General features: G+C 70.6%; 23 protein-coding genes. 9 read left to right on the forward strand and 14 right to left on the reverse strand.

Going from position 1 to position 22,539, the window contains the following annotated elements; all coding sequences use genetic code 11:
• Positions 1–12: 12 nt before the first annotated feature.
• On the reverse strand, positions 13–1,575 hold the full coding sequence (locus GXW71_RS35185; RefSeq protein ID WP_211853167.1) for a helix-turn-helix domain-containing protein: 1,563 nt from the start codon (positions 1,573–1,575) through the stop codon (positions 13–15).
• 123 nt (positions 1,576–1,698) lie between these two features.
• On the opposite strand from GXW71_RS35185, the gene GXW71_RS14145 reads away from it, so the two are divergent.
• Positions 1,699–3,096 carry a vanadium-dependent haloperoxidase gene (locus GXW71_RS14145; protein ID WP_211853168.1) on the forward strand — a complete coding sequence of 466 codons (1,398 nt, stop codon included), beginning with the start codon at positions 1,699–1,701 and terminating at the stop codon, positions 3,094–3,096.
• 29 nt (positions 3,097–3,125) lie between these two features.
• Here GXW71_RS14145 and GXW71_RS14150 read toward each other — a convergent pair whose 3' ends face one another.
• On the reverse strand, positions 3,126–4,028 hold the full coding sequence (locus GXW71_RS14150; protein ID WP_211853169.1) for a dienelactone hydrolase family protein: 903 nt from the start codon (positions 4,026–4,028) through the stop codon (positions 3,126–3,128).
• Positions 4,029–4,172: 144 nt separating this feature from the next.
• Here GXW71_RS14150 and GXW71_RS14155 point away from each other — a divergent pair, with 144 nt between their 5' ends.
• On the forward strand, positions 4,173–5,162 hold the full coding sequence (locus GXW71_RS14155; RefSeq protein WP_211853170.1) for a tripartite tricarboxylate transporter substrate-binding protein: 990 nt from the start codon (positions 4,173–4,175) through the stop codon (positions 5,160–5,162).
• 130 nt (positions 5,163–5,292) lie between these two features.
• On the opposite strand, the gene GXW71_RS14160 is transcribed toward GXW71_RS14155, so the two are convergent.
• A complete protein-coding gene (locus tag GXW71_RS14160; RefSeq protein WP_211853171.1) occupies positions 5,293–5,667 on the reverse strand; it encodes a hypothetical protein in 375 nt (124 codons plus the stop codon).
• Between the two features lie 230 nt (positions 5,668–5,897).
• Here GXW71_RS14160 and GXW71_RS14165 point away from each other — a divergent pair, with 230 nt between their 5' ends.
• Both GXW71_RS14165 and GXW71_RS14170 read left to right on the forward strand, forming a co-directional pair.
• On the forward strand, positions 5,898–6,431 hold the full coding sequence (locus tag GXW71_RS14165) for a hypothetical protein (protein WP_211853172.1): 534 nt from the start codon (positions 5,898–5,900) through the stop codon (positions 6,429–6,431).
• A gap of 118 nt (positions 6,432–6,549) precedes the next feature.
• A complete protein-coding gene (locus GXW71_RS14170; protein ID WP_211853173.1) occupies positions 6,550–7,110 on the forward strand; it encodes a hypothetical protein in 561 nt (186 codons plus the stop codon).
• A gap of 5 nt (positions 7,111–7,115) precedes the next feature.
• On the opposite strand, the gene GXW71_RS14175 is transcribed toward GXW71_RS14170, so the two are convergent.
• From GXW71_RS14175 to GXW71_RS14200, 6 genes are all read right to left on the reverse strand, one after another.
• Positions 7,116–7,472, reverse strand: coding sequence for a hypothetical protein (locus GXW71_RS14175; RefSeq protein WP_211853174.1), 357 nt, complete (start codon positions 7,470–7,472; stop codon positions 7,116–7,118).
• Positions 7,469–10,003: a cbb3-type cytochrome c oxidase subunit I gene (locus GXW71_RS14180; protein WP_211853175.1), complete on the reverse strand. Its 2,535-nt coding sequence runs from the start codon at positions 10,001–10,003 to the stop codon at positions 7,469–7,471. Before GXW71_RS14180 ends, GXW71_RS14175 begins: the two co-directional genes overlap by 4 nt.
• On the reverse strand, positions 10,000–10,962 hold the full coding sequence (locus tag GXW71_RS14185; RefSeq protein ID WP_211853176.1) for a cytochrome c oxidase subunit II: 963 nt from the start codon (positions 10,960–10,962) through the stop codon (positions 10,000–10,002). Before GXW71_RS14185 ends, GXW71_RS14180 begins: the two co-directional genes overlap by 4 nt.
• Positions 10,962–11,693, reverse strand: coding sequence for a cytochrome c oxidase assembly protein (locus tag GXW71_RS14190; RefSeq protein WP_211853177.1), 732 nt, complete (start codon positions 11,691–11,693; stop codon positions 10,962–10,964). The genes GXW71_RS14185 and GXW71_RS14190 overlap by 1 nt, the downstream gene beginning before the upstream one ends.
• 57 nt (positions 11,694–11,750) lie before the next feature.
• The gene (locus tag GXW71_RS14195; RefSeq protein ID WP_211853178.1) at positions 11,751–12,899 is read right to left on the reverse strand and encodes a c-type cytochrome; all 1,149 of its coding nucleotides are present in this window, start codon (positions 12,897–12,899) and stop codon (positions 11,751–11,753) included.
• Positions 12,900–13,000: 101 nt separating this feature from the next.
• Positions 13,001–13,555: a DUF6496 domain-containing protein gene (locus GXW71_RS14200; RefSeq protein WP_211853179.1), complete on the reverse strand. Its 555-nt coding sequence runs from the start codon at positions 13,553–13,555 to the stop codon at positions 13,001–13,003.
• An 11-nt stretch (positions 13,556–13,566) separates the two neighbouring features.
• On the opposite strand from GXW71_RS14200, the gene GXW71_RS14205 reads away from it, so the two are divergent.
• The 5 genes from GXW71_RS14205 to GXW71_RS14225 all read left to right on the forward strand — a co-directional run bounded on the left by GXW71_RS14205 (position 13,567) and on the right by GXW71_RS14225 (position 17,231).
• Complete coding sequence (locus tag GXW71_RS14205) at positions 13,567–13,806, forward strand: hypothetical protein (protein ID WP_211853180.1); 240 nt, start codon at positions 13,567–13,569, stop codon at positions 13,804–13,806.
• A 225-nt stretch (positions 13,807–14,031) separates the two neighbouring features.
• Complete coding sequence (locus GXW71_RS14210; RefSeq protein WP_211853181.1) at positions 14,032–14,469, forward strand: DUF2171 domain-containing protein; 438 nt, start codon at positions 14,032–14,034, stop codon at positions 14,467–14,469.
• A gap of 202 nt (positions 14,470–14,671) precedes the next feature.
• Entirely contained in the window at positions 14,672–15,625 is a 954-nt protein-coding gene (locus GXW71_RS14215) for an MDR/zinc-dependent alcohol dehydrogenase-like family protein (protein WP_246526562.1), read from the forward strand.
• Entirely contained in the window at positions 15,625–16,623 is a 999-nt protein-coding gene (locus GXW71_RS14220) for a Gfo/Idh/MocA family protein (RefSeq protein ID WP_246526563.1), read from the forward strand. Before GXW71_RS14215 ends, GXW71_RS14220 begins: the two co-directional genes overlap by 1 nt.
• 44 nt (positions 16,624–16,667) lie before the next feature.
• Positions 16,668–17,231 carry an NUDIX domain-containing protein gene (locus GXW71_RS14225; RefSeq protein WP_211853183.1) on the forward strand — a complete coding sequence of 188 codons (564 nt, stop codon included), beginning with the start codon at positions 16,668–16,670 and terminating at the stop codon, positions 17,229–17,231.
• A gap of 64 nt (positions 17,232–17,295) precedes the next feature.
• Here GXW71_RS14225 and GXW71_RS14230 read toward each other — a convergent pair whose 3' ends face one another.
• Genes GXW71_RS14230 through GXW71_RS14250 form a run of 5 tightly spaced genes read right to left on the reverse strand, consistent with a single transcriptional unit; the run spans position 17,296 to position 22,238 of the window.
• Positions 17,296–18,324, reverse strand: a complete 1,029-nt coding sequence (locus GXW71_RS14230) for a UDP-glucuronic acid decarboxylase family protein (RefSeq protein WP_211853184.1) — start codon at positions 18,322–18,324, stop codon at positions 17,296–17,298.
• On the reverse strand, positions 18,321–19,466 hold the full coding sequence (locus GXW71_RS14235) for a CgeB family protein (RefSeq protein WP_211853185.1): 1,146 nt from the start codon (positions 19,464–19,466) through the stop codon (positions 18,321–18,323). Before GXW71_RS14235 ends, GXW71_RS14230 begins: the two co-directional genes overlap by 4 nt.
• Positions 19,463–20,554 (reverse strand): CgeB family protein, encoded by a 1,092-nt coding sequence (locus tag GXW71_RS14240; RefSeq protein ID WP_211853186.1) that lies wholly within the window; start codon positions 20,552–20,554, stop codon positions 19,463–19,465. The genes GXW71_RS14235 and GXW71_RS14240 overlap by 4 nt, the downstream gene beginning before the upstream one ends.
• Positions 20,551–21,156: a histidine phosphatase family protein gene (locus GXW71_RS14245; RefSeq protein WP_211853187.1), complete on the reverse strand. Its 606-nt coding sequence runs from the start codon at positions 21,154–21,156 to the stop codon at positions 20,551–20,553. Before GXW71_RS14245 ends, GXW71_RS14240 begins: the two co-directional genes overlap by 4 nt.
• Positions 21,153–22,238: an inositol-3-phosphate synthase gene (locus tag GXW71_RS14250; RefSeq protein ID WP_211853188.1), complete on the reverse strand. Its 1,086-nt coding sequence runs from the start codon at positions 22,236–22,238 to the stop codon at positions 21,153–21,155. Before GXW71_RS14250 ends, GXW71_RS14245 begins: the two co-directional genes overlap by 4 nt.
• Positions 22,239–22,539 lie beyond the last annotated feature (301 nt).

Genomic DNA, 22,539 nt, shown 5'->3' on the forward strand with positions numbered 1-22,539 from the left:
TGGCTTGCGGCGTCAGCGCGGCAGCCCGGCGCGGGCCAGCCCGTCGAGCAGGCGGTGCTTCGCCTCCGGCTGCAGCGCGTCCGCACGCTCGCACAGCCCGAGGGTCAGGTCCGGAAAGGCACGCCTGAGCGACGCCAGGGAACGCTCTGCCTGCTGGCCTGCGCCGGCATGCATCGCGGCTGCGGTCAGGAAGCGGTTTGGCCAGGCCCGGAAGGGCTGCTGATCCAAGGCGCGGGCCAGGACGCGCGCGGCGCGCGGATAATTGCCGAGGACGAATTCCGCGATCCCGAGCTGGATCATCGCCATGTTGCCTTCGTTCCCGGCCGGCCAGGCCCGCAACAGGCGCCGGAAGGTCGCAGCCGCCGCCCGTGCCTCGCCGCGAAAGACCTGGATGACGCCCAGGCGCCGCCAGGCCTCGGGCTGCTCCGGATCGAGGGCCAGCGCGCGCGTGACCAGGAACCCGGCCTCCCGCAGGTCGCCGGCGAGCGACATCACGCCGGCCGCCAAGGTCAGCACCTCGGGATCGTCCTCGGCGAGCGCCAGGGCGCGGCGCGCATGCTCGATGGCCCCTTCGCGGCGGCCGGCGGGGTCCGGCGTGAAGCCGTGGTTGGCGGTCACGGCGTAGCCGAAGCCGGCCAGCGCATTGGCGCGCGCATGCGCGGGGTCCCGGTGCAGGGCTTCCCCCAGCAGGTCGAGCGCCACGCGGGTCAGGGCCGGATCCTGCGTCAGCATCGCCGGGCGGGCGCGCAGGACGAGCGTCTCGACATCCGCGTGGCGGCGCGGTGTGCGGCGCGCCCGCTCCATCTGCTCCGCCGCGACCGCAGCACCGACGGCACGTGCGGCGCGGTCGGCCCAGGCCAGGCTGGCGGCGCGCTGCGGCAGCGCCTCGCGGATCGTCGCGACCACCGCGCCGCGCGCCGGATCGACCACCGACAGCACGACGCAATCCGCCTCCACCCGCCCGTCCAGCCGGAGCGCGCGCGCCATGTCCGGCGCCGGGCCGGGCTCAGGGCTGGCCAGCACCAGGTCCCGCACGCGCCCAAGCGCGATCGTCAGATCATCGGTCAGGCGCCGGGCGCGTGCTGCCTCCGCGGAGTTGGCGGGCAACAGCGCGCGCAGCAGGATCGGCGTGCCGAAGCGGGGTGCCGCGGCCGGTGCCGCCCGGCGGGCCGCGCGCAGGGTCGCCGAGGGTGCTTCCCCGAAGGCACGGGCATAGGCGATGGCGAAGCGGCCGGGATGGTCGAAGCCGTGGCGCAGCGCCACGTCCAGCACCGAGCGCGCCTCGCCCGCGGTGAGCACCTCCCGCGCCGCGGCCAGCCGGAGCCGCAGAACCGCCGCCTGCGGCGTGACGCCCAGCACGCGGGCGAAGTGGCGTTGCAGGCTCCGCGGCGAGACGCCCGCGGCGGCTGCGAGATGGGAGAGGTCCGGCGCGGCGGCGGCGTCCTGCGCCAAGGCGGCCTTCGCGGCGTCCATCGCCTGCCGCACGCAGCGCTCCCGTCCGAGCGGCGCGCGCGCAGCATCCGGCCCCTCCTGAGCCGCAGCGATACCGGTGCCTGCCTGCCAGCGCCCGCGCATGCACGCATCGTCGCGCAATGACGCTGACGGGTCCAGGACAGGTTGTCGCAATCCGGACAGAGCGACTCCCGCAGACCGTCTTCCATGCCGTCCCGGAAGACGCCCTTGGGAAGGAGCCCACCGATGCGCCGTCGCCCCCTGCTGCTCGCAGCGCTGCCCGCGACCGCCGCCCTCACCCTGCCCGCCGCCGATGCCCCGGCATCCGAGGTCATCGCGCCGCGCGGGCCCGTCGAGCCCGGCGCCGGCACCTGGCGGAGCTGGGTGATCGCCTCGGGCAGCGCGTTCCGCCTGCCGCCGCCGCCGAATGCGGACGCGTCCGGCGACGAGATCGCGCAACTGAAGGCGCTGGCCGGGCGGCGCGATGCCGCGGCCCTCGAGCGCATCGGCTACTGGGACACCGGCGCGCCGTCCTACCGCTGGAACCAGATCCTGACCGAGGCGCTGGTGCGGAACGGGACGCCCGCGAACCTGGCCTACCGACACCTGAGCGTGCTGCACATCGCGATCCATGACGCGATGATCGCGGCCTGGGACAGCAAGCACGCGCATGGCCGGCCGCAGCCAAGCGCGCTGGATCCCGACCTGCAGACGGCGATCCCGAACCCACCGAGCCCGTCCTATCCTGCCGAACATGCCGTCGCCGCCGGCGCCGCGGGCGCGGTGCTCGGCACTCTCTTCCCGCAGCGCAGCGATGCCTTCCGCGCCCTGGCCGAAGAGGCCGCGGCGTCCCGCCTGCTGGCCGGCGTCGCCTATCCCAGCGATGTCGCGGCCGGCCTCGCGCTCGGCCGGCAGGTGGCGGCGAAAGTGATCGAGCACGCGGCCGCCGATCGCTCCGCCGAGCCCTGGACCGGCACGGTCCCCGCCGGACCCGGCCTCTGGCGCGGCACCAACCCTGCCATGCCGCAGGCGGCGACCTGGCGGGGTTGGGTGCTGGAGCGCCCGGACGAGTTCCGCCCGCCGCCGCCGAGCGCTCCTGATTCAGCCGAGCGGCGGGCCGAGCTGGCCGAGCTCCGCGACTACCGCCGCACGCCGAAGAGCAATGCGGATGCCGGCTTCTGGGAATATGCGGTCGGCGGCTTGCGGCAATACCAGTTCTGGGGCGGGCAACTCGCGCGGCTGACGCTTGAGCATCGCCTGGATGCCAATGCACCGCGCATCGCGCGCGCCTTCGCGCTGACCTATGCGGCGCTGCATGACACTGGCGTCGCCTGCTGGGATGCCAAATACGCCTATTGGACGATCCGGCCCTTCCAGCTCGATCCGGAGCTGCGGACCGTCTTCCCCAGCCCGAACCACCCGAGCTATCCGGCCGCGCATGCCTGCTACTCCGTGGCGGCCGCGACAATGCTCGGCCACCTCTTTCCGCGCGACGCCGAAGCCATGGCGGCGCTCGCGACGGATGCGGCGGAGTCGCGCATCTGGGCTGGCATTCACTATCGCAGCGACATCGTGGTTGGCGCCGAGCTGGCGCGGGCGGTGGCCGGCAAGGTCATCGATCGGGCGCGAGCCGACGGGGCCTGAGAGATCGTTTGAAAGCAGCGACGGGCCGGTCAGGCGAGGCTGCGACGGAAGAAAGCGAGCGTCCGGTCCCAGGCGAGCTTCGCCGCCGCCTCGTCGTAGCGCGGCGTCGAGTTGTTGTGGAAGCCGTGCTGGGTGCCCGGATAGATGTGCGTCTCATAGGCCGTGCCATTGGCCTTCAGCGCCGCTTCATAGCCCGGCCACATCGCGTTGATGCGCGCATCGTGCTCGGCATAGTGGACCAGCAGCGGCGCCCGGATGGTAGCGACCGCGGCGGTATCGGGTGCTGCGCCATAGAAGGGCACTGCCGCCTTCAACTCGGTGCCGAGGGCGCAGGCGAGGGCATTGGTCGTGCTGCCGCCCCAGCAGAAGCCGGTGATGCCGAGGCTGCCGGTCGAGAGCGCATGGGCCTTCACGAAGCGCGCGCCGTTCAGCATGTCGGCGCGCAGCTTGCCCTGGTCGAGCCGTGCCTGGAGGTCGCGGCCGTCATCATCATTGCCCGGATAGCCGCCGACCGGCGAGAGCCCATCGGGGGCGAGCGCCAGGAAGCCCTCCGCCGCGAGGCGCCGCGCCACATCCTCGATATAGGGGTTCAGGCCGCGGTTCTCGTGGATGACGAGCACCGCCGGGAAGGGCCCCGCGCCGCTCGGCTGCACGAGATAGCCGCGCATGCTGCCGGAGGTGCCGCCGGGCGAGTCGTAATTGACATAGCGCGCGCGGATCCGTGGATCGGTGAAGGATATGGTCTGCGCCACCGCGTAGCGCGGCAGCAGCGCCTGGGCCATGGCCAGGCCGCCGGCGATCAGCGCCGCCTGCTGGAGGAAGCCGCGGCGGTCGAGCCGGCCGTGGCAATATTCGTCGTAGAGGTCGAAGACGCGCTGGTCGATCTCGGCCTGGGTCAGGCGCGGATAGGCAATGTCCTGGGTGTCCGGCATCGGGCGTCCCTCCCTCGCTGCACGCACCAGTCTAGCCGGTCGCGGCATCTGCGGCAGGACCTGTTTCCGGTTGGAGGGGCTGCCGTACCCCTTTGCAACGGCCCCGAAAACCTTGACCCTCGCGGGAAACGCAGGAGACGAAGGATGTTGAGGAATGCTCGCCGCGGCCTGGTCGCGGCCGCGCTGGCCATGGGCTGCGCGGGGGTCGCGGCCGCGCAGGAGGCGCCGGCCGCCTTCCCGCTGCGCCCCATCACCATGGTCGTCGGTTTCGCGCCCGGGGGGCCGGCCGATGTCATCGCCCGCCTCATCGCGCCCAGCCTCGGCGCCGATCTCGGCCAGACGGTCGTGGTGGAGAACGCCTCCGGCGCCGGTGGTTCGATCGGCCAGGGCCGCGTCGCCGCCACGCGCCCGGACGGCCACACGATCCTGTTCGGCAGCCTGGCGCAGGCCACAATCCCGACACTGCACCGCAATCCCGGCTTCGACCCGACGGCGCTGCAGGCGATCGGCATGGTGAATGAGGTGCCGATGGCGATCATCGCGCGCCGCGACTTTCCCGCGGCGAACCTCGTGGAGTTCGCGGCCGCCGTGCGCCGCGACGGGCGGCGCTTCAACCTCGGCAATGCCGGCGTCGGCTCGACCAGCCATCTGTGCAGCCTGCTGCTGGTCTCCGCGATCGGCACGCCGGTGACGCTGGTTCCCTATCGCGGCAATGCGCCTGTCATGAACGACCTGATGGCCGGCACGCTCGACATGGGCTGCGACCAGACGACGAACAACGCCGAGCAGATCCGGGCCGGTGCGATCCGCGCCTATGCGATCAGCACGCCGGCGCGCGCCGCCGCGCTGCCGGACGTGCCGACGACGGAGGAGGCGGGGCTGCCGGCGATGCGCATGTCCGGCTGGAACATGCTCTTCGCCCGCGCCGGCACGCCGGGGCCGGTCGTCGAGCGGCTGAACCGCGCGCTGCTGGCGGTGCTGCGGGATGAGACCGTGTCGCGGCGCATGGTCGAGCTCGGCAGCATGCCGGCCGCCGGGGACCGCACCACGCCGGAGGGCGCACAGGCCTTCTGGCGTGCCGAGACCGCGCGCTGGAAGCCGCTGATCGAGGCGGCGGGACAGGTCGTTGACTGAGCGCGGCGGCGCCTCAGCCGCCCGCTTGCGGCTTCCAGCCGTTTGCTGCGTTTCCATACCGGTCCGCAGCGATGTCGGGACGAGGCGCCGGCAGAGGTTCCGATGGCGAAGGCCTTCTCGGCGGAGCCTTTCAGGCGGTGGTCCTGCCGGCATCAGCGTCGGGGAGCCCGATGCATTCGCAGGAAATGCCGATAATGCGGTTCCGGTGGAAGACCGTGCAGTAGCCGCCCCCTTCGGTTCCGCTGACCACTTCACAGCCGAGGTTCGTCGCGACGCAACCCCAACCGGCTGGATCCGACCGGAATTTCCTGATGTCGATGGCCTTCCCGGCAGACATCATGATGTTTTTGTATTCATCGGCGCTGAGCGGCGTCAGCACCCTTTCGCCATTCCATTCGATGATCCGGAACCCGAATGGCGACACGATTTTCGGTGAATTTTCGACCTTCGCGACAATTTCGAGCAGCGCGCCGATGACCACGCCTTCTTCGTTCGTTTTCGGCATCGTGACGTCCCCCGCTTGGCCCAGCCACAGGCGGCCGGCCGGGCGATGAACCTTCGCGGGCAGCCAGGGTTGCACTTGCCCGGACCCGGCGGTCTGCACCGTGGCCGAGCGACATGGGGCCGCTTCCGCACACGACCCGGTGAACCGATGAAACCGCGCGGGAGGGTGGGGCGATAAGGAAGCGTTGGCGCGTGTCGCGCGGATGCCGAGCCCCTGGAGGCACCACCGGGATGATGAGTTCCGACGCCAAGTACCGCGATCGCCTGGATAAGCTTGCCGATGAGTTGCAGCGCGCCCGTGAAGCGCAGCAGAGAATGCCGCCGGGCCCGGCTCGCGTGAGGAGAGCGCGGCAGTTGCTCGCGCTCGAACGGCAGCAGGACACCGTCCGCCGCACCCTCGGGATGCCGCCGTGCCGGGAGCGGGCGGAGCAGGTTGCGGCCGACGAGCTTGCGCGCGCCCAGGCCGCCCTCGCCGATGCCGCCCGGGCCCGGATGGAGCGGCGGCGCCTGACGCCCACCCGGAGGCTGCGCCGGCTGCTGTCGTGGCGTCGCGGGCGGGGCCGGCGTTCTGGCGCTCGTCCTGCCGTGGGCGCGGATGCGCCCTCGCCGGGAAGGAGGATGATGACGCGCTTCATCCTGGGCTGGATCACCATCACCCTCATCGGGATGGCGACCTATGCCGGCCTGGTTTCTGAAGCGACCTGGTCCCTCGGTACGTTCGTCGAGATCGCCGAGGCCCCTCCAGTTCCGGCAAGCGCCGATTGAACGCGCCACCCGCCGATCCCTGATCGGGCTTTCGTCCTGGACGGATCCGAGGCGCGCAACCTGCCATCCCACGGCGCGTTCTTCCTGACAGCTCGCGCCGGAAAGGCAGGAGGACGCCATGCCGAAAGCAACCGATCGCCCGCTCGGCGCCGGCGCTGGACAGGAGCCGGCAGCACCCTCGGCAACCGCTCCGCAAATCTGTGGCGAATTCCACGACAAGGAGCAGCTCGACACGGCCCTGTCCCGGCTGGAAGGGTCCCACTTCCAGCGCGCGGACCTCTCCGTGCGCTATGCCGGACATGCCGAGCCTGGGCGGCCGGACTCCACCGCGGAAGAACCGATGCGTGGTGACGAGGCGCGCAACCTGCGGCAGCTCGGCGCCGGCGTCGCGACGGCCGCGGTCGCCATGGCCGCCGCGGGCGGCGTCGTGGCGAGCGGGGGCACGCTGCTGCCCGCGGTTGCCGCGGCGGCGGCATCGGGCGGTGCGACGCTCGCGGCGATCGAAGCCGTCGGCATCGCGCGCGCGCCGGATGGCGAGACCGCCATGCACCGAGAGGCGGAGCATGGCGCAGGCGTGGTGCTGCTGGTCCATGCTGACACGCCCGAGAAGCGCCAGCAGGCGCGCGAGATCCTGCAGAGCTGCGGCGCGGTCCGGGTCTGGGAGGTGGCGGAGGCCTAGAGACCTCAGCCACATGGCCCGACCAGCAGGACCGCGGCACCTTCCCAAGTGACGGCAAGCGCCGCCAGGAGTGTGGTGGCGAGGGTGAGCCGTGCCAGGAAGTGCCGCACGCCCGCGCCGTCGCGCACGCGCGGCCGGCGCCGGGCGCGCATCCCGATGCCGAGGAGAAGCAGGAGCGCCAACGCCGTCGCGGCGAGGATCAGCACGGGAATGATGGGCTGGCCGAACAGCCTGTGCCCCGCCAGCCCACGCCCGCAGGCGATGGCGTTCGCGAGATAGATCGCCCCGAAATGCAAGGCCCACACGATCAGCCCGGCCGTGGCGCCGATGAGGGGGGCAAGGCCTGCTGCGCGCCCGCTCACGCCCAGAGCCCGCGCGGGAAGAGGTGGGTGAGCGCCATGCCGGCCAGGGCCTGGACCGCGGTGTAGGACCAGAACAGGCGGACATTGTCGAAGGTCAGGCGTCGGACGGGATCGATCAGGCCGGCGCCGATACGCGCGACCAAGTAGAGCGTCATGACCGTCGCGGCCGCCGCATGCAGCCCCTGCCAGAACTGATTGGCATAGATGGCGGCGCCGAAGCTATGGGCGGTGGGCCGCAGCCCGGCCCGCCACAAGGCGAGTAGGTCGGCCCCGAGGCCGAGCAGCAGCAACACGAGCGCCGCCAGCACGGCGAGGATCATCAATCCGGAATGTCCGCGGCGCAGCAATGGCTCGGCCAGCCGCATCGCGCCCCCGCTCGCCGCGACGAGCACGGCCGCGAGCGCGGGCGCCGCCGGGTCCGGCAGCGCGGTACCCGCGGGCGGCCAGGCCGCGTCCCCGCCCACCAGCCAGAGATAGCCATGGGTGAAGGCGAGGCAGGCGAAGATGACGCCATCCACGATCAGCAGCACGGCCATCGCCCATTGGCCGACCGCCTCGCGCCCTGTGACATAGACGGGCAGGCGCAGCCCGCCGCCGATATCCACCTGGTCACGGATCGGGCCGAGATCGGTGCCGGTCCAAAGCCAATGGAGCATCGCCGCCACCGCCACGGCGCCGAAGGCAGCCGCCAGCCAGACCAGTTCGACGGTGAGGGAAAGGAAGAACCCCGCGGTGCCGATCGCAGCGATCACATGCGCCCAGCCGGGGCCCGGGATGATCGCCACATATTGCGGCTCCGCCTCGAGCGGGCTGGTGACCAGGGTTTCGCGCCGGCCCGTCGCGGTGCCAGGCAGGAAATGCTGCCCCTGCCGGACCTGCTCCGGCAGCGCGGGATCATCCCAGAGCGGCTCCAGGCTGGAGACCCGCGGGATGCTGCGTGCCGCGTAGCTGCCCTGCGGCAGCCATTCCAGCGTGCCGGCGCCGTCGGGATTGACGCCGGCATGGTTCGTCACGCGGAAGTTCCGGATCAAATCCCAGACGATGACGGCGATGCCGGCTGCTGCGATGACCGCGCCCGCGGTCGAAAGCTGGTTCCAGAGATCGAGGCCCATGCCCGCCGGATAGGTGTAGATGCGCCGCGGCATGCCCATCAGTCCGCTGATGTGCATCGGGAAGAAGGTCAGGTTGATGCCGAGGAACAGCAGCCAGAAAGCGGTGGTGCCGAGCCGCTTCGACAGCGGCCTGCCGGCGGGCAGCGGCGCCCAATAGTAAAGGGCGGCGATCAGCGGAAAGACCATGCCGCCGATCAGCACGTAGTGCAGATGGGCCACGATGAAATGGGTGTCGTGCGCCTGCCAGTCGAAGGGCACGACCGCCACCATCACGCCGGTCAGCCCGCCCAGCACGAAGATGAAGAGGAAGCCGAGGATGAACAGCATCGGCACCTCGGCACGCGGCCGGCCGAGCGCGATGGTGCCGATCCAGGCGAAGACCTGGATGCCGGTCGGCACCGCGACCGCGAAGGAGGCGGCCGAGAAGAAGGAGAGCGAGAGCGGCGGGATGCCCGTGGCGTACATGTGGTGGACCCAGAGCCCGAAGCTCAGGAACCCCGTTCCGACCAGCGCCATCGCGACCAGGCCGTAGCCGAGCAGCCGCGCCCGAACCATCGTCGGCAGGATCATCGAGACCATGCCGGCCGCGGGCAGGAAGATGATGTAGACCTCGGGGTGGCCGAAGAACCAGAAGAGGTGCTGCCAGAGCAGCGGGTCGCCGCCGCGCTCGGCGCGGAAGAAGGGCCAGTCGAAGGCGCGCTCCAGCTCCAGCAGGATGGTGCCCCAGATCACCGCCGGGAAGGCGAAGACGATCATCCCCGCGAAGACCAGCATCGCCCAGGCGAAGATCGGCATGCGCGCCAGCGTCATCCCCGGCGCGCGGTTGCGCAGGATGCCGATGATGATCTCGATGGCGCCGGCGATCGCCGAGATCTCGATGAAGCCGATGCCGAGCAGCCAGAAATCGGCGTTGACGCCGGGCGAGTACTGCTTGCTGGTCAGCGGCGGGTTCATGAACCAGCCGCCATCCGGCGCCGCGCCGTAGAAGATCGAAGAGAAGAAGACGAGGCCGCCGATCGCGTAGGCCCAGTAGGCGAAGGCGGAGAGGCGCGGGAAGGGCAGATCGCGCGCCGCCAGCATCGCGGGCAGCAGATAGACGCCCATCGCCTCCATCGCCGGCACGGCGAAGAGGAACATCATCACCGTGCCGTGGGTGGTGAAGAGCTGGTTGTAGAGATCGTGGCCGATCAGGTCGTTCCCCGCGACCGAGAGCTGGACCCGCATCAGCAGCGCCAGCAGGCCGGCCAGCACGAAGAACAGCAGCGCGGTGCCGAGGTAGAGCACGCCGATCCAGGCATTGTTGACCTCGGTCGGGAAGCGCCAGCCGCGCGGCCCTTCCCAGGCGCGCTCCAGCGCCGCCAGCTCGCCATCCGGCCGCGGCAGCGGATTGGGCAGCGGACCCGCCGACGGACCGCTCACCGCAGGCTCCCCAGCCAGGCCGCGAGCGCCTGCAGATCCGCCGGCGCCAGCACCGCGCCGAAGCCGGGCATGGCACTCGCCGGCTTGATCGCCTGCGGGTCCGCGATCCAGGCACGCAGCGCGTCGCGGTGATTGGGCAGGGTGCCGGCGGCCAGGCTGAGCCGGGCGCCGATCCGGGTCAGGTCAGGTCCGTTGCGGCCGCTCCATTCGGTGCCGCGCAACGCGTGGCAGGCGCCGCAGCCGGCGCTGGCGAAGGCGCGCCGGCCTTGCGCCAGCAGCGGGTCCTCCGGCGCCGGCACCGCTGTGCGCTGGCGCTCGATCCACGTCGCGAATCCCGCTTCCGTCGTCGCTACCGCAAAGAGCGCCATGCGCGTGTGCTGCGCACCGCAGAACTCCGCGCATTGCCCGCGCATCACGCCGGGCCGATCGGCCGTGAAGCGCAGCCGGTTCAGATGCCCTGGGATCATGTCCCGCTTGCCGTGCAGCGCCGGGATCCAGAGGCTGTGGAGGACGTCCGTGCTGGTCAGCAGCAGCTCCACCGGACGCCCGACGGGGATATGGATCTCGTTCGCGGTGACCACGTCGTGGTCCGGGTAGCGCACCTCCCACCAGAATTGCCGACCGGTGACCTCGATGCGCAGCGGGTCCGCGCTGCGTCCGCCGAGGGCATCGGCCAGACCGAGCGTGTGGATGAGCAGCGCGCTGAGCAGCAGGGTGGGCAGGACGGCGCCGCCCGCCAGGATGGCACCGCGCGAGCCGAGCCGGCGCCGCAGGCGGGCGCCGCCGCGAAAGGCGAGCAGCAACAGCAGCATGGTGAGCAGGAAGATCGCCGCGCCACCGATGATGAGCAGCCAGCTCAGCCCGGCGATCCCAGCCGCCTCCGGCCCCATCGGCGCGAGGGCGGATTGCTGCCCCGAGCAGGCGGCGAGCGGCAGCGCCAGGAGGGCGGCGGGCCGCATCAGGCCCGCGCCCGCCGCAGCGCGATGCCGAGCCCGGCGACGCAGAGGGCCGCGAAGACCAGCCCGCCCGGCACCCACATCAGCAGGCCGCCGAGTTGCTGATCCTCGAGCGGGCTGAGCCCCCAGGGCGCCGTCACGCCCGGCGCATGCACGGCGAGGAAGAGCGGCCGTGGCGCCAGAGTGAGCAGCGCGCCGAGCAGCCCCATCTGCACCGCCGTCGCGAGCGCCGCGAGGGCCGCGGCATCCGGCCGCACCGACGCGCGGAACCCGAGCGCCGCCCAGAGCCAGAGCGCGGTCCCGAACAGCGAGGCGTGCATCGCCCAATAGATCGAATCGCGCGCGAAGCTCGCGGCATAGGGACCCGGCAGGTGCCAGGCCCAGAGCGCCAGCGCAAACAAGGCCGCCGGCGCGGCGAGATTTGGGGCTCGCTGCCGATCCGGGCCGATCATGCCGAAGGCGATGAGCGGTGCCGCGACCAGGATCAGCAGCAGGTGCTGCGCGACCCGCGCCGAGAACAATGCGACCGAGAGGTTGCAGAGGGGCGAGACCAAGGCGAGGACAAGCACTGCCCAGCCGAGTGCGGACGCAGCCTGCCGCCGGGCGCCGGCATCGCGCAGCCGCGGCATCGCCAGTCCCCCCATAACGAGCAGGGTGGCGATCAGCACCGGATCCGGGTTCCAGGCGACGCCGCCCGGGACGGGCGGTGTTCCGCAATAGGGGATCTCGGGCATCGGCACGCTCCTCTCCGGGAGGGCAACCGATGTGCTGCCGTTCGGGTTGCGCGCGCCTCAACGCGCCCCGGCCGGCTGGGCGGCATACCAGAGCGCCACCGCCCGGACCTCGTCCGGGCGCAGGGGCCAGAGCGACGGCCGCGCCGGCAGCCTCTCCCGATGCACGCCGAGCGCCCGGGCCATGATGCCGGCACGCGGCCCTTCCGCCTCCGGCCCGCGCACGCCGGTCATGAACAGGGTGAGCTGGGTCGCGATATAGCCGGCCTGCTGCCCGGAGAGGCGCGGATACAGGAGGTTCGGCGCGCCCGGTCCCGGGCCATGGCAGGTCGCGCAGGCGGCGACGCCCCGATCGGGCAGCCCGTCGCGGGCGATCCGGCCGCCGAGGGCCAGGTCCTCCTCCGCCACCTCCGGCGGGTTCGGGACGGTCGGCTGCTGACCGGCGTAATGCGCGGCCAGCAGCCGGATCTGCATGGGATCAAGCGCCGCCGCCACCGGCTGCATGACCCCACTCGGCCGGGTGCTGCGGGCATAGGCTTCCAGCGCCGCGGCCAGGTACTCGGCGGACTGGCCTTGCAGCCGCGGGAAGGCGCCGTCCCCGCCGCCGTCCCGGCCATGGCAGCGCGCGCAGGCCGCCAGGCCATTCCCCGTCGGGCCGGTCAGCAGCAGGAGGCGAAGCTCCTCATCCGCACGGGCAACCGCCGCCTCGGTCTCGCCGAGGGCGAGGCGGCGATACGCCGCCGCGTCCATGCCCGGCAGCCGCAGCAGGAAGGCGACGACATCCCAGACCTCATCCGCGCGCTGCGGCGCCGGCCAGGCCGGCATGCCCGTGTATTTGATGCCGTGCCGGACGATCCAGAAGAGCTGGGCGGGCGTCCATTCCCCGATCTGGGGCCCGAGATCGGGCGGCTCGGGCAGCATGCCGCGGCTGACCGGGCTGCGCGCCTCCCCGGGCGCTCCGTGGCAGGGCGCGCAGCCGCCATGGTAGTGCCCTGCTCCCCGGCGGATCATCATGGGATCGTCGAGCGGGGGTGCCGCGATGCCGCGCGCCTGCGTCGCGACCGACTGGCGCAAGGCGAAGTCGAGGAAGGTGCTGAAGAAGGGATAGTGCCCGCTGGTCGCCGCGACGCTGTAGACACCCGACCAGGCGAACAGCGCTGCCGCTGCCAGCGCCGTGCCGACGAGGCCGAGGATCAGCCGCCAATGCATCCGGAGATGCAGGACGAGATCGCCGGCATTCTCCCGGAAGGCCGCCAGCGTCCGGCGCAGCCAATCGCGCCCGCGAAGGCGCCAGCCGCGCCGTTCCGCCGTCAGTGGTGCAGCGCTCGCTCGAGCTGAGCCTTCGACATGGTCGAGCGGCCCTGCAGGTTCCGGCGCTTCGCTTCCGCGTAGAGCTGCTGCTTCGTCCTGCCGGCCGCGCCGCGTGCCGCGCCCTTGCGCGCGGTGGCGCGCCGCATGGTGCGGTCCTGTGCGCGCTTGCCTTCCTTCTCCGCCTCCGCGGTCTGGCCCCTGCGCTCCTTCGCCTTGGTCCTGCGCAGGGCCTCCTTGTTCTTCGCGCGGCTCTCCTGCCGGGTGGCGCCGGCTTCGTGCAGCGCGACCGCGATCGCCTGCTTGCGGCTCTTCACCTTGGGCCCGGATCCGCGGATCCGGAGTTCGCCATGCTTGAACTCATGCATGACGCGCCCGACGGTTTCCTTCTGCGGCCTCGATTGCTGTGCCATGGAGGGGCTCCGTTTCTCCTTCACTGTCAACGCTTTGGCGCCGGCCTGGTTTCGGCCCTGGATCGCCGCAACGGCCGCGCTGTTCACTTGGGTGGAGGCATCGGAACCTGCCCCACCCCCGCCCGTTATCCCGGGATCCAGCACGGGAGGGAGCGATGACCCGTTCGAAGCACGCCGACAGCCTGCTCAGCCGCGCCGCCAGAAAGAACCTGGCGCAGGGCGAAGCCGGGGAGCTCGGGCGCGACCCCGGCATCAACACCTCCAAGGGTGTCTTCGGCCGCGGCACCGATCCGCGGGTCCTGCAGGCCGACAGCACGGATGAGGGTGACATCCTGAGCGACACCACGCGTGAGGGCGCGGTCGATCCCGGGCAGCGCGGCCGCACCAACAAATAGGGGCGCGATCATGGAGCAGCCGAACCAGTCACCATCCAGATCGGTGGCACCGTCCATACCGGCAGCTACCGCGTGGATGGAAACCGCGTGACGGTGACCGCCGACGCCTATGGCAGCACGGAAGCAGCCCGCATCGACGAAGCGGATCCGCATGATCTCGCGCAGGTCCTGCTGCGCGAGATGGTCCGCCGCAAGGAAGACCTCTGAACCGGAGGAGAACAGCAGATGACCAATGCAGCGCGCATGGAGAGAGGCGAGATTCAGGAGCACATGCCGGTGGTCGGCAGCGATGGGCGCCCCTTCGGCACCGTCGACCGGATCGCGGGCGCCTACATCAAGCTCAGCAAATCCGACCCGCTGGCCGAGGGCGAGCATCGCTACCTGCCGCGTAGCACCGTGGCCGGACTGGATGGCGGTCTGGTGAGGCTGTCGATGCCGGCGAGGCAGGCGTGGCAGGCGACGCTCACCGAGGCGGAGATGGAGCAGCGGCTGACCCTGGATGCCGCCGAGAGAGCCGATCTGGGCGTGGAGCCGGATACCCGGCCGCATGGCAGCCGCGCCCATGCCCATGGTGGCCCCAAGGGTCAGCGGCAGCACGGGACCAGCGGGCAGGCGCCCGGGCCGGGCGGGCGGCTTTCCTTCGGCGCGAAGAACATCGGCTGAGGCTTTGTCAGCGGGCGGCGGGCGTGACGCCCGGAGATGGCCGCCGCACCTCCCTCAGGCTGCCGATCTTCAGGCTGCCGATGCCGGACCAGCGGCCTGCAACGCTGCTGCTTCCGCTGCGTTCGCTGCGGCAGTGAGGGAGAGTCGAAGTGCGGGATGAACATTCCGACGGCCTGCCGGGCCCGTGGCCATGAGCGGGCGCATGCGGGCCGCGGTAGTCGTCGGCCCGAACCAGTTCCGGGTGGATCACGTCCCGATTCCCGAACCCGGGACAGGGCAGGTGCGCCTGCGGCTGGAAGGCTGCGGCGTCTGTGCCTCGAACCTGACGCCTTGGGCCGGCCCGGAATGGATGCGGTTCCCGACCGCGCCCGGCGAGCTCGGGCATGAGGCCTGGGGCGTGGTCGACGCCCTGGGCGAGGGCGTCCAGGGGATCGCGGTCGGCGATCGCGTGGCGGCCCTCACCTACAGGGGCTATGCGGAGTACGACCTGGCGGACGCCAACGCGGTATTGCGGCTGCCGGATGCACTGGCCGGCCAGCCTTTCCCGGGCGAGCCGCTCGGATGCGCCATGAACATCCTCGATCGCTGCGGCATCGCGGCGGGGCACACGGTTGCGATCATCGGCATCGGATTCCTCGGCGCGATCCTGACCCGGCTCGCCACGGATGCCGGGGCGCGCGTGATCGCCATCTCGCGCCGGGAATTCGCATGCGACCTGGCCCGCAGCATGGGCGCCGCGGCGACGATCCGGATGGATGACCACAGCCGCGTCATCGAACAGGTGAAGGCGCAGACCGACGGCGCCCTGTGTAGCCACGTCATCGAAGCGGTGGGCAAGCAATGGCCGCTCGATCTCGCGGCGGAGCTGACGCGCGAGCGCGGCAGGCTGATCGTCGCCGGCTACCATCAGGACGGCCCGCGGCAGGTGAACATGTGGCTCTGGAACTGGCGCGGGCTCGATGTCATCAACGCCCATGAGCGTGACCCGGCGTGCTACATGCAGGGCATGCGGCAGGCGGTCGCGGCAGTCGGCTCCGGCCGCCTCGACCCGACGCCGCTCTATACGCATCGCTTTCCGCTGGAGCGGCTGGACGAGGCGCTCGATGCGACGCGCGATCGGCCGGACGGCTTCCTGAAGGCCCTGGTGACCTTCTGATGGCCGCTGCCGCGATGCGCCCGCGCCTCGGCTTCCTCGGTGTCGGCTGGATCGGCCGGCACCGTATGCAGGCGATCCTGGAGACGGGCGCCGCCGACGCCGCGGCAATCCTCGATCCCTCCTCCGAAGCCGTTGAAGCGGCGTTGCGCCTCGCGCCCCGGGCGCGGCGGGTCGCAGATTTCAACGCACTGCTCGACCTGGATCTGGATGGCGTGGTGATCGCCTCGCCCAGTGCCGCGCATGCCGAGCAGTCCATCGCGGCGCTGCGGCGCGGCGCGGCGGTGTTCTGCCAGAAACCGCTCGGCCGCGACGCGGCCGAGGTCGGGGCGGTGCTGGATGCGGCGCGGCGCGCGGACCGGTTGCTCGGCGTCGACCTGTCCTACCGCTTCACCGCCGCCATGCGCTCCATCCGCGGCCTGGTCGAGGCGGGCGAGCTCGGCCGCATCTATGCGGTGGACCTCCTGTTCCACAATGCCTATGGGCCCGACAAGCCATGGTTCTACGATCCCGCTTTGTCGGGTGGCGGTTGCGTGATGGATCTCGGCGTGCATCTGGTGGATCTGGCGCTCTGGACCCTCGGCTTTCCGAAGGTCGTCGATGTGTCCGCGAGCCTGCTGGCCGGAGGCGCGCCGCTGGGGCCGCGGCCGGATCGGGTAGAGGACTATGCCAGCGCGATGATGACGCTGGCGGGCGGCGCGACGCTGCGCATGGCTTGTTCGTGGAAGCTGCAGGCGGGATGCGACGCGGTCATCTCCGCAGCCTTCCACGGTACCGAGGGCGGCGCCGCGTTGCGCAACATCGGTGGGTCCTTCTACGACTTCGTCGCAGAGCGCTATCGCGGCACCGCCAGCGAAACCCTGGTGACGCCGCCGGATGCCTGGGGGGGCAGGGCGGCGGCGGACTGGGCAACCCGCCTCGCCACCGGCGCCGGCTTCGATGCCGCCGCCGCGGAGCATCTGGCAGTGGCCCAGGTGCTGGACCGCATCTACGGGCGCTGAGCCGCGCCTCAGGCGATCGATGCTAATCTTGTGGGGGAGTTGAATTGGCCGAAATCCTGTCCACCGAAGTGGCTTACAGCCGCTGGTCGACGATGATACTCGCGACGATCCGCCTACCCGACGGGCAAGTGACGAAGCGCGACATCGAGGACCACGGCGAGGCGGCGATGGTGCTCCCCTATGATCCGGAGCGCCGCGTTGCGCTGGTGATCCGCCAATTCCGCACGCCCGTCCATTTTGTCACGGGTGAGGGCATGGTGCTGGAAGCCACTGCCGGGCGCCTGGACGGGGAGGAACCGGAGGCCTGCGCACGGCGCGAGGCCATGGAAGAGGCGGGCGTGCGGCTCGCAATCCTGGAGCCGGTGGCATGCACCTGGTCGATGCCGGCACTTTCGACGGAGCGCATTTCCCTGTTCCTTGCTCCATACGCGGCCGCGGACCGCATGGCAGAAGGTGGCGGCCTCGCCGAGGAGCATGAGGAGATCTCCGTGGCCGAGATGCCGTTGCAGCAGCTTGCCGCAATGGCCGATGCGGGCACACCGATGGACCTTAAGCTTTTCGCGCTGATACAGACGCTGCGAATACGGCGGCCACAGCTTTTTGCCTGAAGCATGATCGCGCAATTTGCGCGTTCGGTTGGCCCACCTCGGCGGCTGAAGGCCCAGCCACGCCTCAGGCCAGGCGCAGGCTCGCACTATCCGGCGCCGGCGCCGCTGGCATCGGAAGTGTGAGGTCCTTCTCCGCGGCGAACCAGCGGATCGTCGCGGGCAGGCCGGTTTCGAGGGCGATGCGCGGCGACCAATTCAGCAATTGCTGGGCGCGGGTGATATCCGGCCGCCGGCGACGAGGATCGTCCTGCGGCAGCGTCTGGTTGGTCACGCGCGACGAAGAACCGGTCAGCGCCAACACGCGCGCCACCAGGTCGAGGACCCGGATCTCGGACGGATTGCCGAGATTGACGGCGCCCGGCGGCTCCTTCTCCAACGCCATCAGCCGCACCAAGCCATCCACCAGATCATCGACGTAGCAGAAGGAACGCGTCTGGCTGCCATCGCCGTAGATGGTGATGTCGTCGCCGGCGAGCGCCTGGCTGATGACGTTGGACACCACGCGCCCGTCATCGGCGCGCATGCGCGGACCATAGGTGTTGAAGATGCGCGCGACCCGGACCTGGGCCCGGCCGGCACGGCCGAAATCGAAGGCGAGCGTCTCCGCAGCACGCTTGCCTTCGTCGTAGCAGGCGCGGGGGCCCGTCGGGTTGACATTGCCCCAATAGTCCTCCTGCTGCGGATGGACATCGGGGTCGCCATAGATCTCGCTGGTCGACGCCAGCAGGAAACGCGCGCCGGCATCCTCGGCAAGGCGCAGCAGGTTCCGCGTGCCGAGGACGTTGGTGAGCATCGTGTGCTCCGGATCGGCCTGGTAATGGGGCGGCGATGCCGCGCAGGCCAGGTTGAAGATGGCGCCACCGCGCAGCCGGGACGGTGTGAGATGCGCAGTGAGCGGCTCACTGATATCCGCCTTGATGAAGTCAAAGCGAGGTTCGCGCTCGAGGTGGCGAAGATTCTGAAGCCGGCCGGTCAGGAGATTGTCGATACAAAGAACCTCGGCGCCCTCGGAGAGCAGCAGGTCACAGAGATGCGACCCGAGGAAGCCGGCACCACCGGGCACAACATAGCGCTTGACCTTGCCGTTCTTCACGTTGGCACCTGCATGCTGAGGGTCTGTCCGGCATCGCGCGGCGCGCCCGCGAAGGCGCCGGCGCGGCCTGCGATGGCCTGGCGGAGATGGCTCTCCAGCTCGGCTGCCCGCCGCGCGGCGGTGTGATCGCGCAGGACATGCGCTCGCGCCGCCTGTCCGATGGCACGCCGTCGCGCCTCGGGAAGCTGTCGCAGGATGTCGAGGACATCGTCCGGGTTCTGCGCCAGCAGGATCTCGCTGCCCGGCGTCAGGATGGTGTCAACGCCGTCCCAGATGTCGGAGATGATCGCGGTACCGCAGGCACCGGCTTCGAAGAGACGCACGCTCGGGCTGTAGCCATGTTGCACCATGGCGGCGCGCGTGACGTTCAGGGTGAAGCGGCTCCGCGTATAGAAGACGGCGTGCTCCGCCGGCGGGAGGTGGTCGATGCGCTGCACATTCGCAGGCCACCGGATTTCGCCGGGGTACTGCGGACCAGCGACGACGAACCGCAGATCGGGCGCCCGCCGCGCCGGCTCCAGCAACAGCCGCTCCAGCGCCGGCTGCCGATCCGGACTATAGGTGCCGAGGTAGCTGAGGTCCCAGCGCGGCGCCCGCTCGATCGGGCGATAGGCCTCCGCATCCGCCGAGCAATAAAGTTGGCGCGCCGCCCTGGCATGGTAGCGGCGCTCCAGCAGATCGAGCGTCGGGCCGCCGGTGAAGGAGAGATAGAGGTCGTAGCCCGGGATCTGCCGCGCCGCGATGTAGGCCACCTCCCCGCGCTCGAGCCCGGAGAGGGTGACCGGCGTGTCGATGTCGTAGAAGGCCGTGACTCCCCTGGCCATCTTCAGCACCAGATCGCCGACCGCGACGCCGTCCGGCACATAGGAGCCGAGGATGACCGCATCCGCATCCGCGATCGCGCCGCCCCACACCTGCAGGCCCATGAGGTCGTCGTAGAAGGCGAGCGTGCAGAACCCGGGAGCCTCCAGGTCGCGATGACGCGCGTACCAGGGGGTATCGCGTTCCAGGAACAACACCTCGTGCCCCCGCGCAGCGAAGGCGCGGAGCAGGGCGCGGTAGGTGGTCGCGTGGCCATTCCCCCAGGAGGAGGACAGGCTGAGGCCGAGCACGACGATACGGAGCGGCGGAGCGGCGCTCATGCCGGTACGCTCCGGGCCCGCGCCCTCTCCCGGCGGAGAATGGCGTCGACCTCGACGCCGCGATGGGCATAGGTGTGTCCCGCCAGAATGCGCGCCTGGGCTGCGGCACCGATCGCCTTCGCGCGCTCGGGCGTCAGTGCCGCGAGTTGCTGCGCCACGTCGCGGCCGTCGCGCGCGACCAGCACCTCTTCTCCCTCCTTCAGGAAGAGCTCGAGCCCGGTCCAGGCATCGGTGATCAGGCAGGCGCCGGCGCCCGCCGCTTCGAAGACCCGCGTCGCCGGCGAATAGCCGACGGCCGCCATGCTGTCGCGGGCGATGTTCAGGACGGCAAGGGCCGTCACATTGAACGCGTTGTGGTCGCGCGTATAGACATGGCCGAGCGACCGCACGTTCGGCGGCATCGGCCGCGTGTCCCAACCATTGCCGCCGATCAGGAACTGGCGTTCCGGCAGGAGCGCCGCGGCTTGCAGGAAGAAGGCGTCCACCCGCGCTTCCCGGTCGGGCAGACGGTTGCCCAGGAAGGCGAGATCGGCGGCGAAACGCGGATCGGGTGGAACCGGGTGATGGGTTTCCGGATCGAGCGCGTTGTAGATCGGAATGCAGCACCGCGCGCCGAAGCTTTCATAGGCGCGCACGACGGGGGGCCCGCCACCATAGGTCAGCACCAGGTCCAGCCCCGGCAGGGCCCGGCGCATCGGATGATCCGGGGCGGCGGCGATGTCCGCGAGGGTCGCGGGAGCGTCGACATCCCAGAAGATGCGGATCGCCTCCGGACGCGCGGCCATCATCACGCCTTCCAGCAGGTCTTCGTCGAAGACGCCAACACCACTCGTCTTCACGACCACATCGGCCTGAGCGGCTTCCGCAATCGCAGCATGCAGTGCTGCCTCCGTCGCCTCATAGACCCGGACCTCCGCCCAGGCAGGGGGTTCGATATCGCGATGCTGCTGCCTGTTATAGGCGTCGGGCTCGAAGAAGGTGATCGTGTAGCCCCGCGACGCCAGGTCGCGCAGGAGGCCGCGGTAATAGGTGGCGGCCCCATTCCAATAGGAGGACAGGAGGCTCGATCCGTAGAACGCGATCCTCATGCCGCCACCTCGTTCATCGTCAGCACCTTGCCGCCGCCCGGCCACAGCACGACGGAGCTCATCGAGCCCGGAGCTATTTCGAAGCGCGTATAGGCGTCGAGCGGCATCGAGAGACAGCTCATCAGGGCGGCCTTGATCACGTCGCCATGGCTGACCAGCGCCACTCGGCCTTGGGGATGGGCATCGCGGATACGCCCGATCGCCGCGACGACGCGCCGCTGCACTTCCGCCATCGTCTCGCCGGCGGGGGCACGCGTGACGGCGCGCTCCGCGTTCCAACGGGCCCAGAGTGGGTCATCACGCAGAGCCGTGAAGCTGCGGCCGGCCCAGTCCCCGAAGTCGATCTCGGTGAGCCCGTCATCGATGGCAACCGGAAGCCCCAGCCGGCCGGCGATGATGCCGGCCGTTTCCCGGGCACGCTCGACCGGGCTGCTGTAGATGGCCTGGAGCGACTCTTCCGCCAGCCGCTCGGCAAGGCTCTGCGCCTGGCGCCTGCCGGACTGGCTCAGGCAGATCCCGGAGTCGCGCCCGCAGAGCACCTGGTCCAGGGCATCATGGGCGGCGTGCCGCAGGAGGAGGATGGTGGTGACCTCGGTCGTCATCCCGGATGTCCGTCCGCGATGAAGGCCTGCAGGCGGCGCCGCGCCTCATGGTCGCGGTACTGCTCGGGCGGCGACTTCATGAAGTAGCCGGATGGTGCCGACAGCGCGCCGGCGATGCCGCGATCGAGGGCGAGCTTGGCGCAGCGCACCGCATCGATGACGACACCCGCCGAATTGGGCGAATCCCAGACTTCGAGCTTCAGCTCCACATTGATCGGCAGCCCGCCGAAGCCGGTACCTTCCAGCCGGATATGCGCCCACTTCCGGTCGGTCAGCCAAGGCACGTGATCGCTCGGCCCGATATGGACGTCCTGCGCGGCTGGGGGAATGTCGTACTGGCTGGTCACCGCGCGGGTCTTGGAGATCTTCTTCGACTCGAGCCGATCACGCTCCAGCATGTTGAGGAAATCGGTATTGCCGCCGAAGTTGAGCTGGTAGGTGCGATCGAGCCGCACGCCGCGGTCGCGATAGAGATTGGCCAGGGTGCGATGGATGATGGTGGCGCCGACCTGGCTCTTGATGTCGTCGCCGATGATCGGCAGGCCCCGCTGCTCGAAGCGGCGCCGCCAGGTGGGATCGGATGCGATGAAGACCGGGATGCAGTTGACGAAGGCGCAGCCGGCGTTCAGCGCCTGCTCGGCATACCATTCGGTCGCGTGCTGGGATCCGACCGGCAGATAGGAGACCAGGACCTCGGTGCCGGACCGGGCCAGCACGTCCGCCACATCGGCCTCAGGCCCATCATCCTCCTCGATCCAGTCGCGGAGATAGTGGCCGATGCCGTCGAGCGTCTTGCCGCGCTGAACGACCACGCCCGTTTCCGGCACCTCGGCGAAGCGCGCGGTGTTGTTGGGGGGCGCGAAGATGGCCTCCGCCACATCGCGGCCGACCTTTGCCGCATTTACATCGAAGGCGGCGGAGAGCGTGACGTCGCGTACGTGATAGCCGCCGAGCTCGACGCTCATCAGGCCCGGCACCGGCTCATTCGCGGGGGCATCCCGGTAGTAGGTCAGCCCTTGCACGAAGGAGGATGCGCAGTTGCCGACGCCAACGATACCCACCCGCAGGGCAGGCCGGCTCATGATCCGCGCGCCTCGGCCAGCATCGTCGTTCGGGGAGCCGGAGCGGAGAGCTTGCGCATGATGTCGACGATCAAGGTCCACTCTCCGCTGCTCGTTGGCTGGCGATCGATGCGCACCTTCGGGTCCACCGATCTCGAAAGCGGGAACGTTCATTCCTCGTAGGCGGCTGCACGGAATTGCCATGATTCGCCACAACTCAATGTGAGTGCGACTTTTTCGCGTTCGAACGTTGATGCCCTGGACAGCCGCCGGCGCCGCGGCGGGCATCGGCACGGCACGCGCCTGCCGTCGCGGCCGGTTG

The sequence above is a fragment of the Plastoroseomonas hellenica genome, assembly GCF_018129085.1.
GTDB lineage: Bacteria > Pseudomonadota > Alphaproteobacteria > Acetobacterales > Acetobacteraceae > Plastoroseomonas > Plastoroseomonas hellenica.

Coding starts and splice junctions, on each gene's coding strand:
- GXW71_RS14150 (WP_211853169.1), bottom strand. CDS start 4,028: ATGCCGGACACCCAGGACATTGCCTATCCGCGCCTGACCCAGGCCGAG.
- GXW71_RS14155 (WP_211853170.1), top strand. CDS start 4,173: ATGTTGAGGAATGCTCGCCGCGGCCTGGTCGCGGCCGCGCTGGCCATG.
- GXW71_RS14215 (WP_246526562.1), top strand. CDS start 14,672: ATGCGGGCCGCGGTAGTCGTCGGCCCGAACCAGTTCCGGGTGGATCAC.
- GXW71_RS14210 (WP_211853181.1), top strand. CDS start 14,032: ATGACCAATGCAGCGCGCATGGAGAGAGGCGAGATTCAGGAGCACATG.
- GXW71_RS14245 (WP_211853187.1), bottom strand. CDS start 21,156: ATGACGACCGAGGTCACCACCATCCTCCTCCTGCGGCACGCCGCCCAT.
- GXW71_RS14220 (WP_246526563.1), top strand. CDS start 15,625: ATGGCCGCTGCCGCGATGCGCCCGCGCCTCGGCTTCCTCGGTGTCGGC.
- GXW71_RS14250 (WP_211853188.1), bottom strand. CDS start 22,238: ATGAGCCGGCCTGCCCTGCGGGTGGGTATCGTTGGCGTCGGCAACTGC.
- GXW71_RS14195 (WP_211853178.1), bottom strand. CDS start 12,899: ATGCATTGGCGGCTGATCCTCGGCCTCGTCGGCACGGCGCTGGCAGCG.
- GXW71_RS14240 (WP_211853186.1), bottom strand. CDS start 20,554: ATGAGGATCGCGTTCTACGGATCGAGCCTCCTGTCCTCCTATTGGAAT.
- GXW71_RS14165 (WP_211853172.1), top strand. CDS start 5,898: ATGATGAGTTCCGACGCCAAGTACCGCGATCGCCTGGATAAGCTTGCC.
- GXW71_RS35185 (WP_211853167.1), bottom strand. CDS start 1,575: ATGCGCGGGCGCTGGCAGGCAGGCACCGGTATCGCTGCGGCTCAGGAG.
- GXW71_RS14170 (WP_211853173.1), top strand. CDS start 6,550: ATGCCGAAAGCAACCGATCGCCCGCTCGGCGCCGGCGCTGGACAGGAG.
- GXW71_RS14160 (WP_211853171.1), bottom strand. CDS start 5,667: ATGCCGAAAACGAACGAAGAAGGCGTGGTCATCGGCGCGCTGCTCGAA.
- GXW71_RS14185 (WP_211853176.1), bottom strand. CDS start 10,962: ATGCGGCCCGCCGCCCTCCTGGCGCTGCCGCTCGCCGCCTGCTCGGGG.
- GXW71_RS14235 (WP_211853185.1), bottom strand. CDS start 19,466: ATGAGCGCCGCTCCGCCGCTCCGTATCGTCGTGCTCGGCCTCAGCCTG.
- GXW71_RS14145 (WP_211853168.1), top strand. CDS start 1,699: ATGCGCCGTCGCCCCCTGCTGCTCGCAGCGCTGCCCGCGACCGCCGCC.
- GXW71_RS14205 (WP_211853180.1), top strand. CDS start 13,567: ATGACCCGTTCGAAGCACGCCGACAGCCTGCTCAGCCGCGCCGCCAGA.
- GXW71_RS14190 (WP_211853177.1), bottom strand. CDS start 11,693: ATGCCCGAGATCCCCTATTGCGGAACACCGCCCGTCCCGGGCGGCGTC.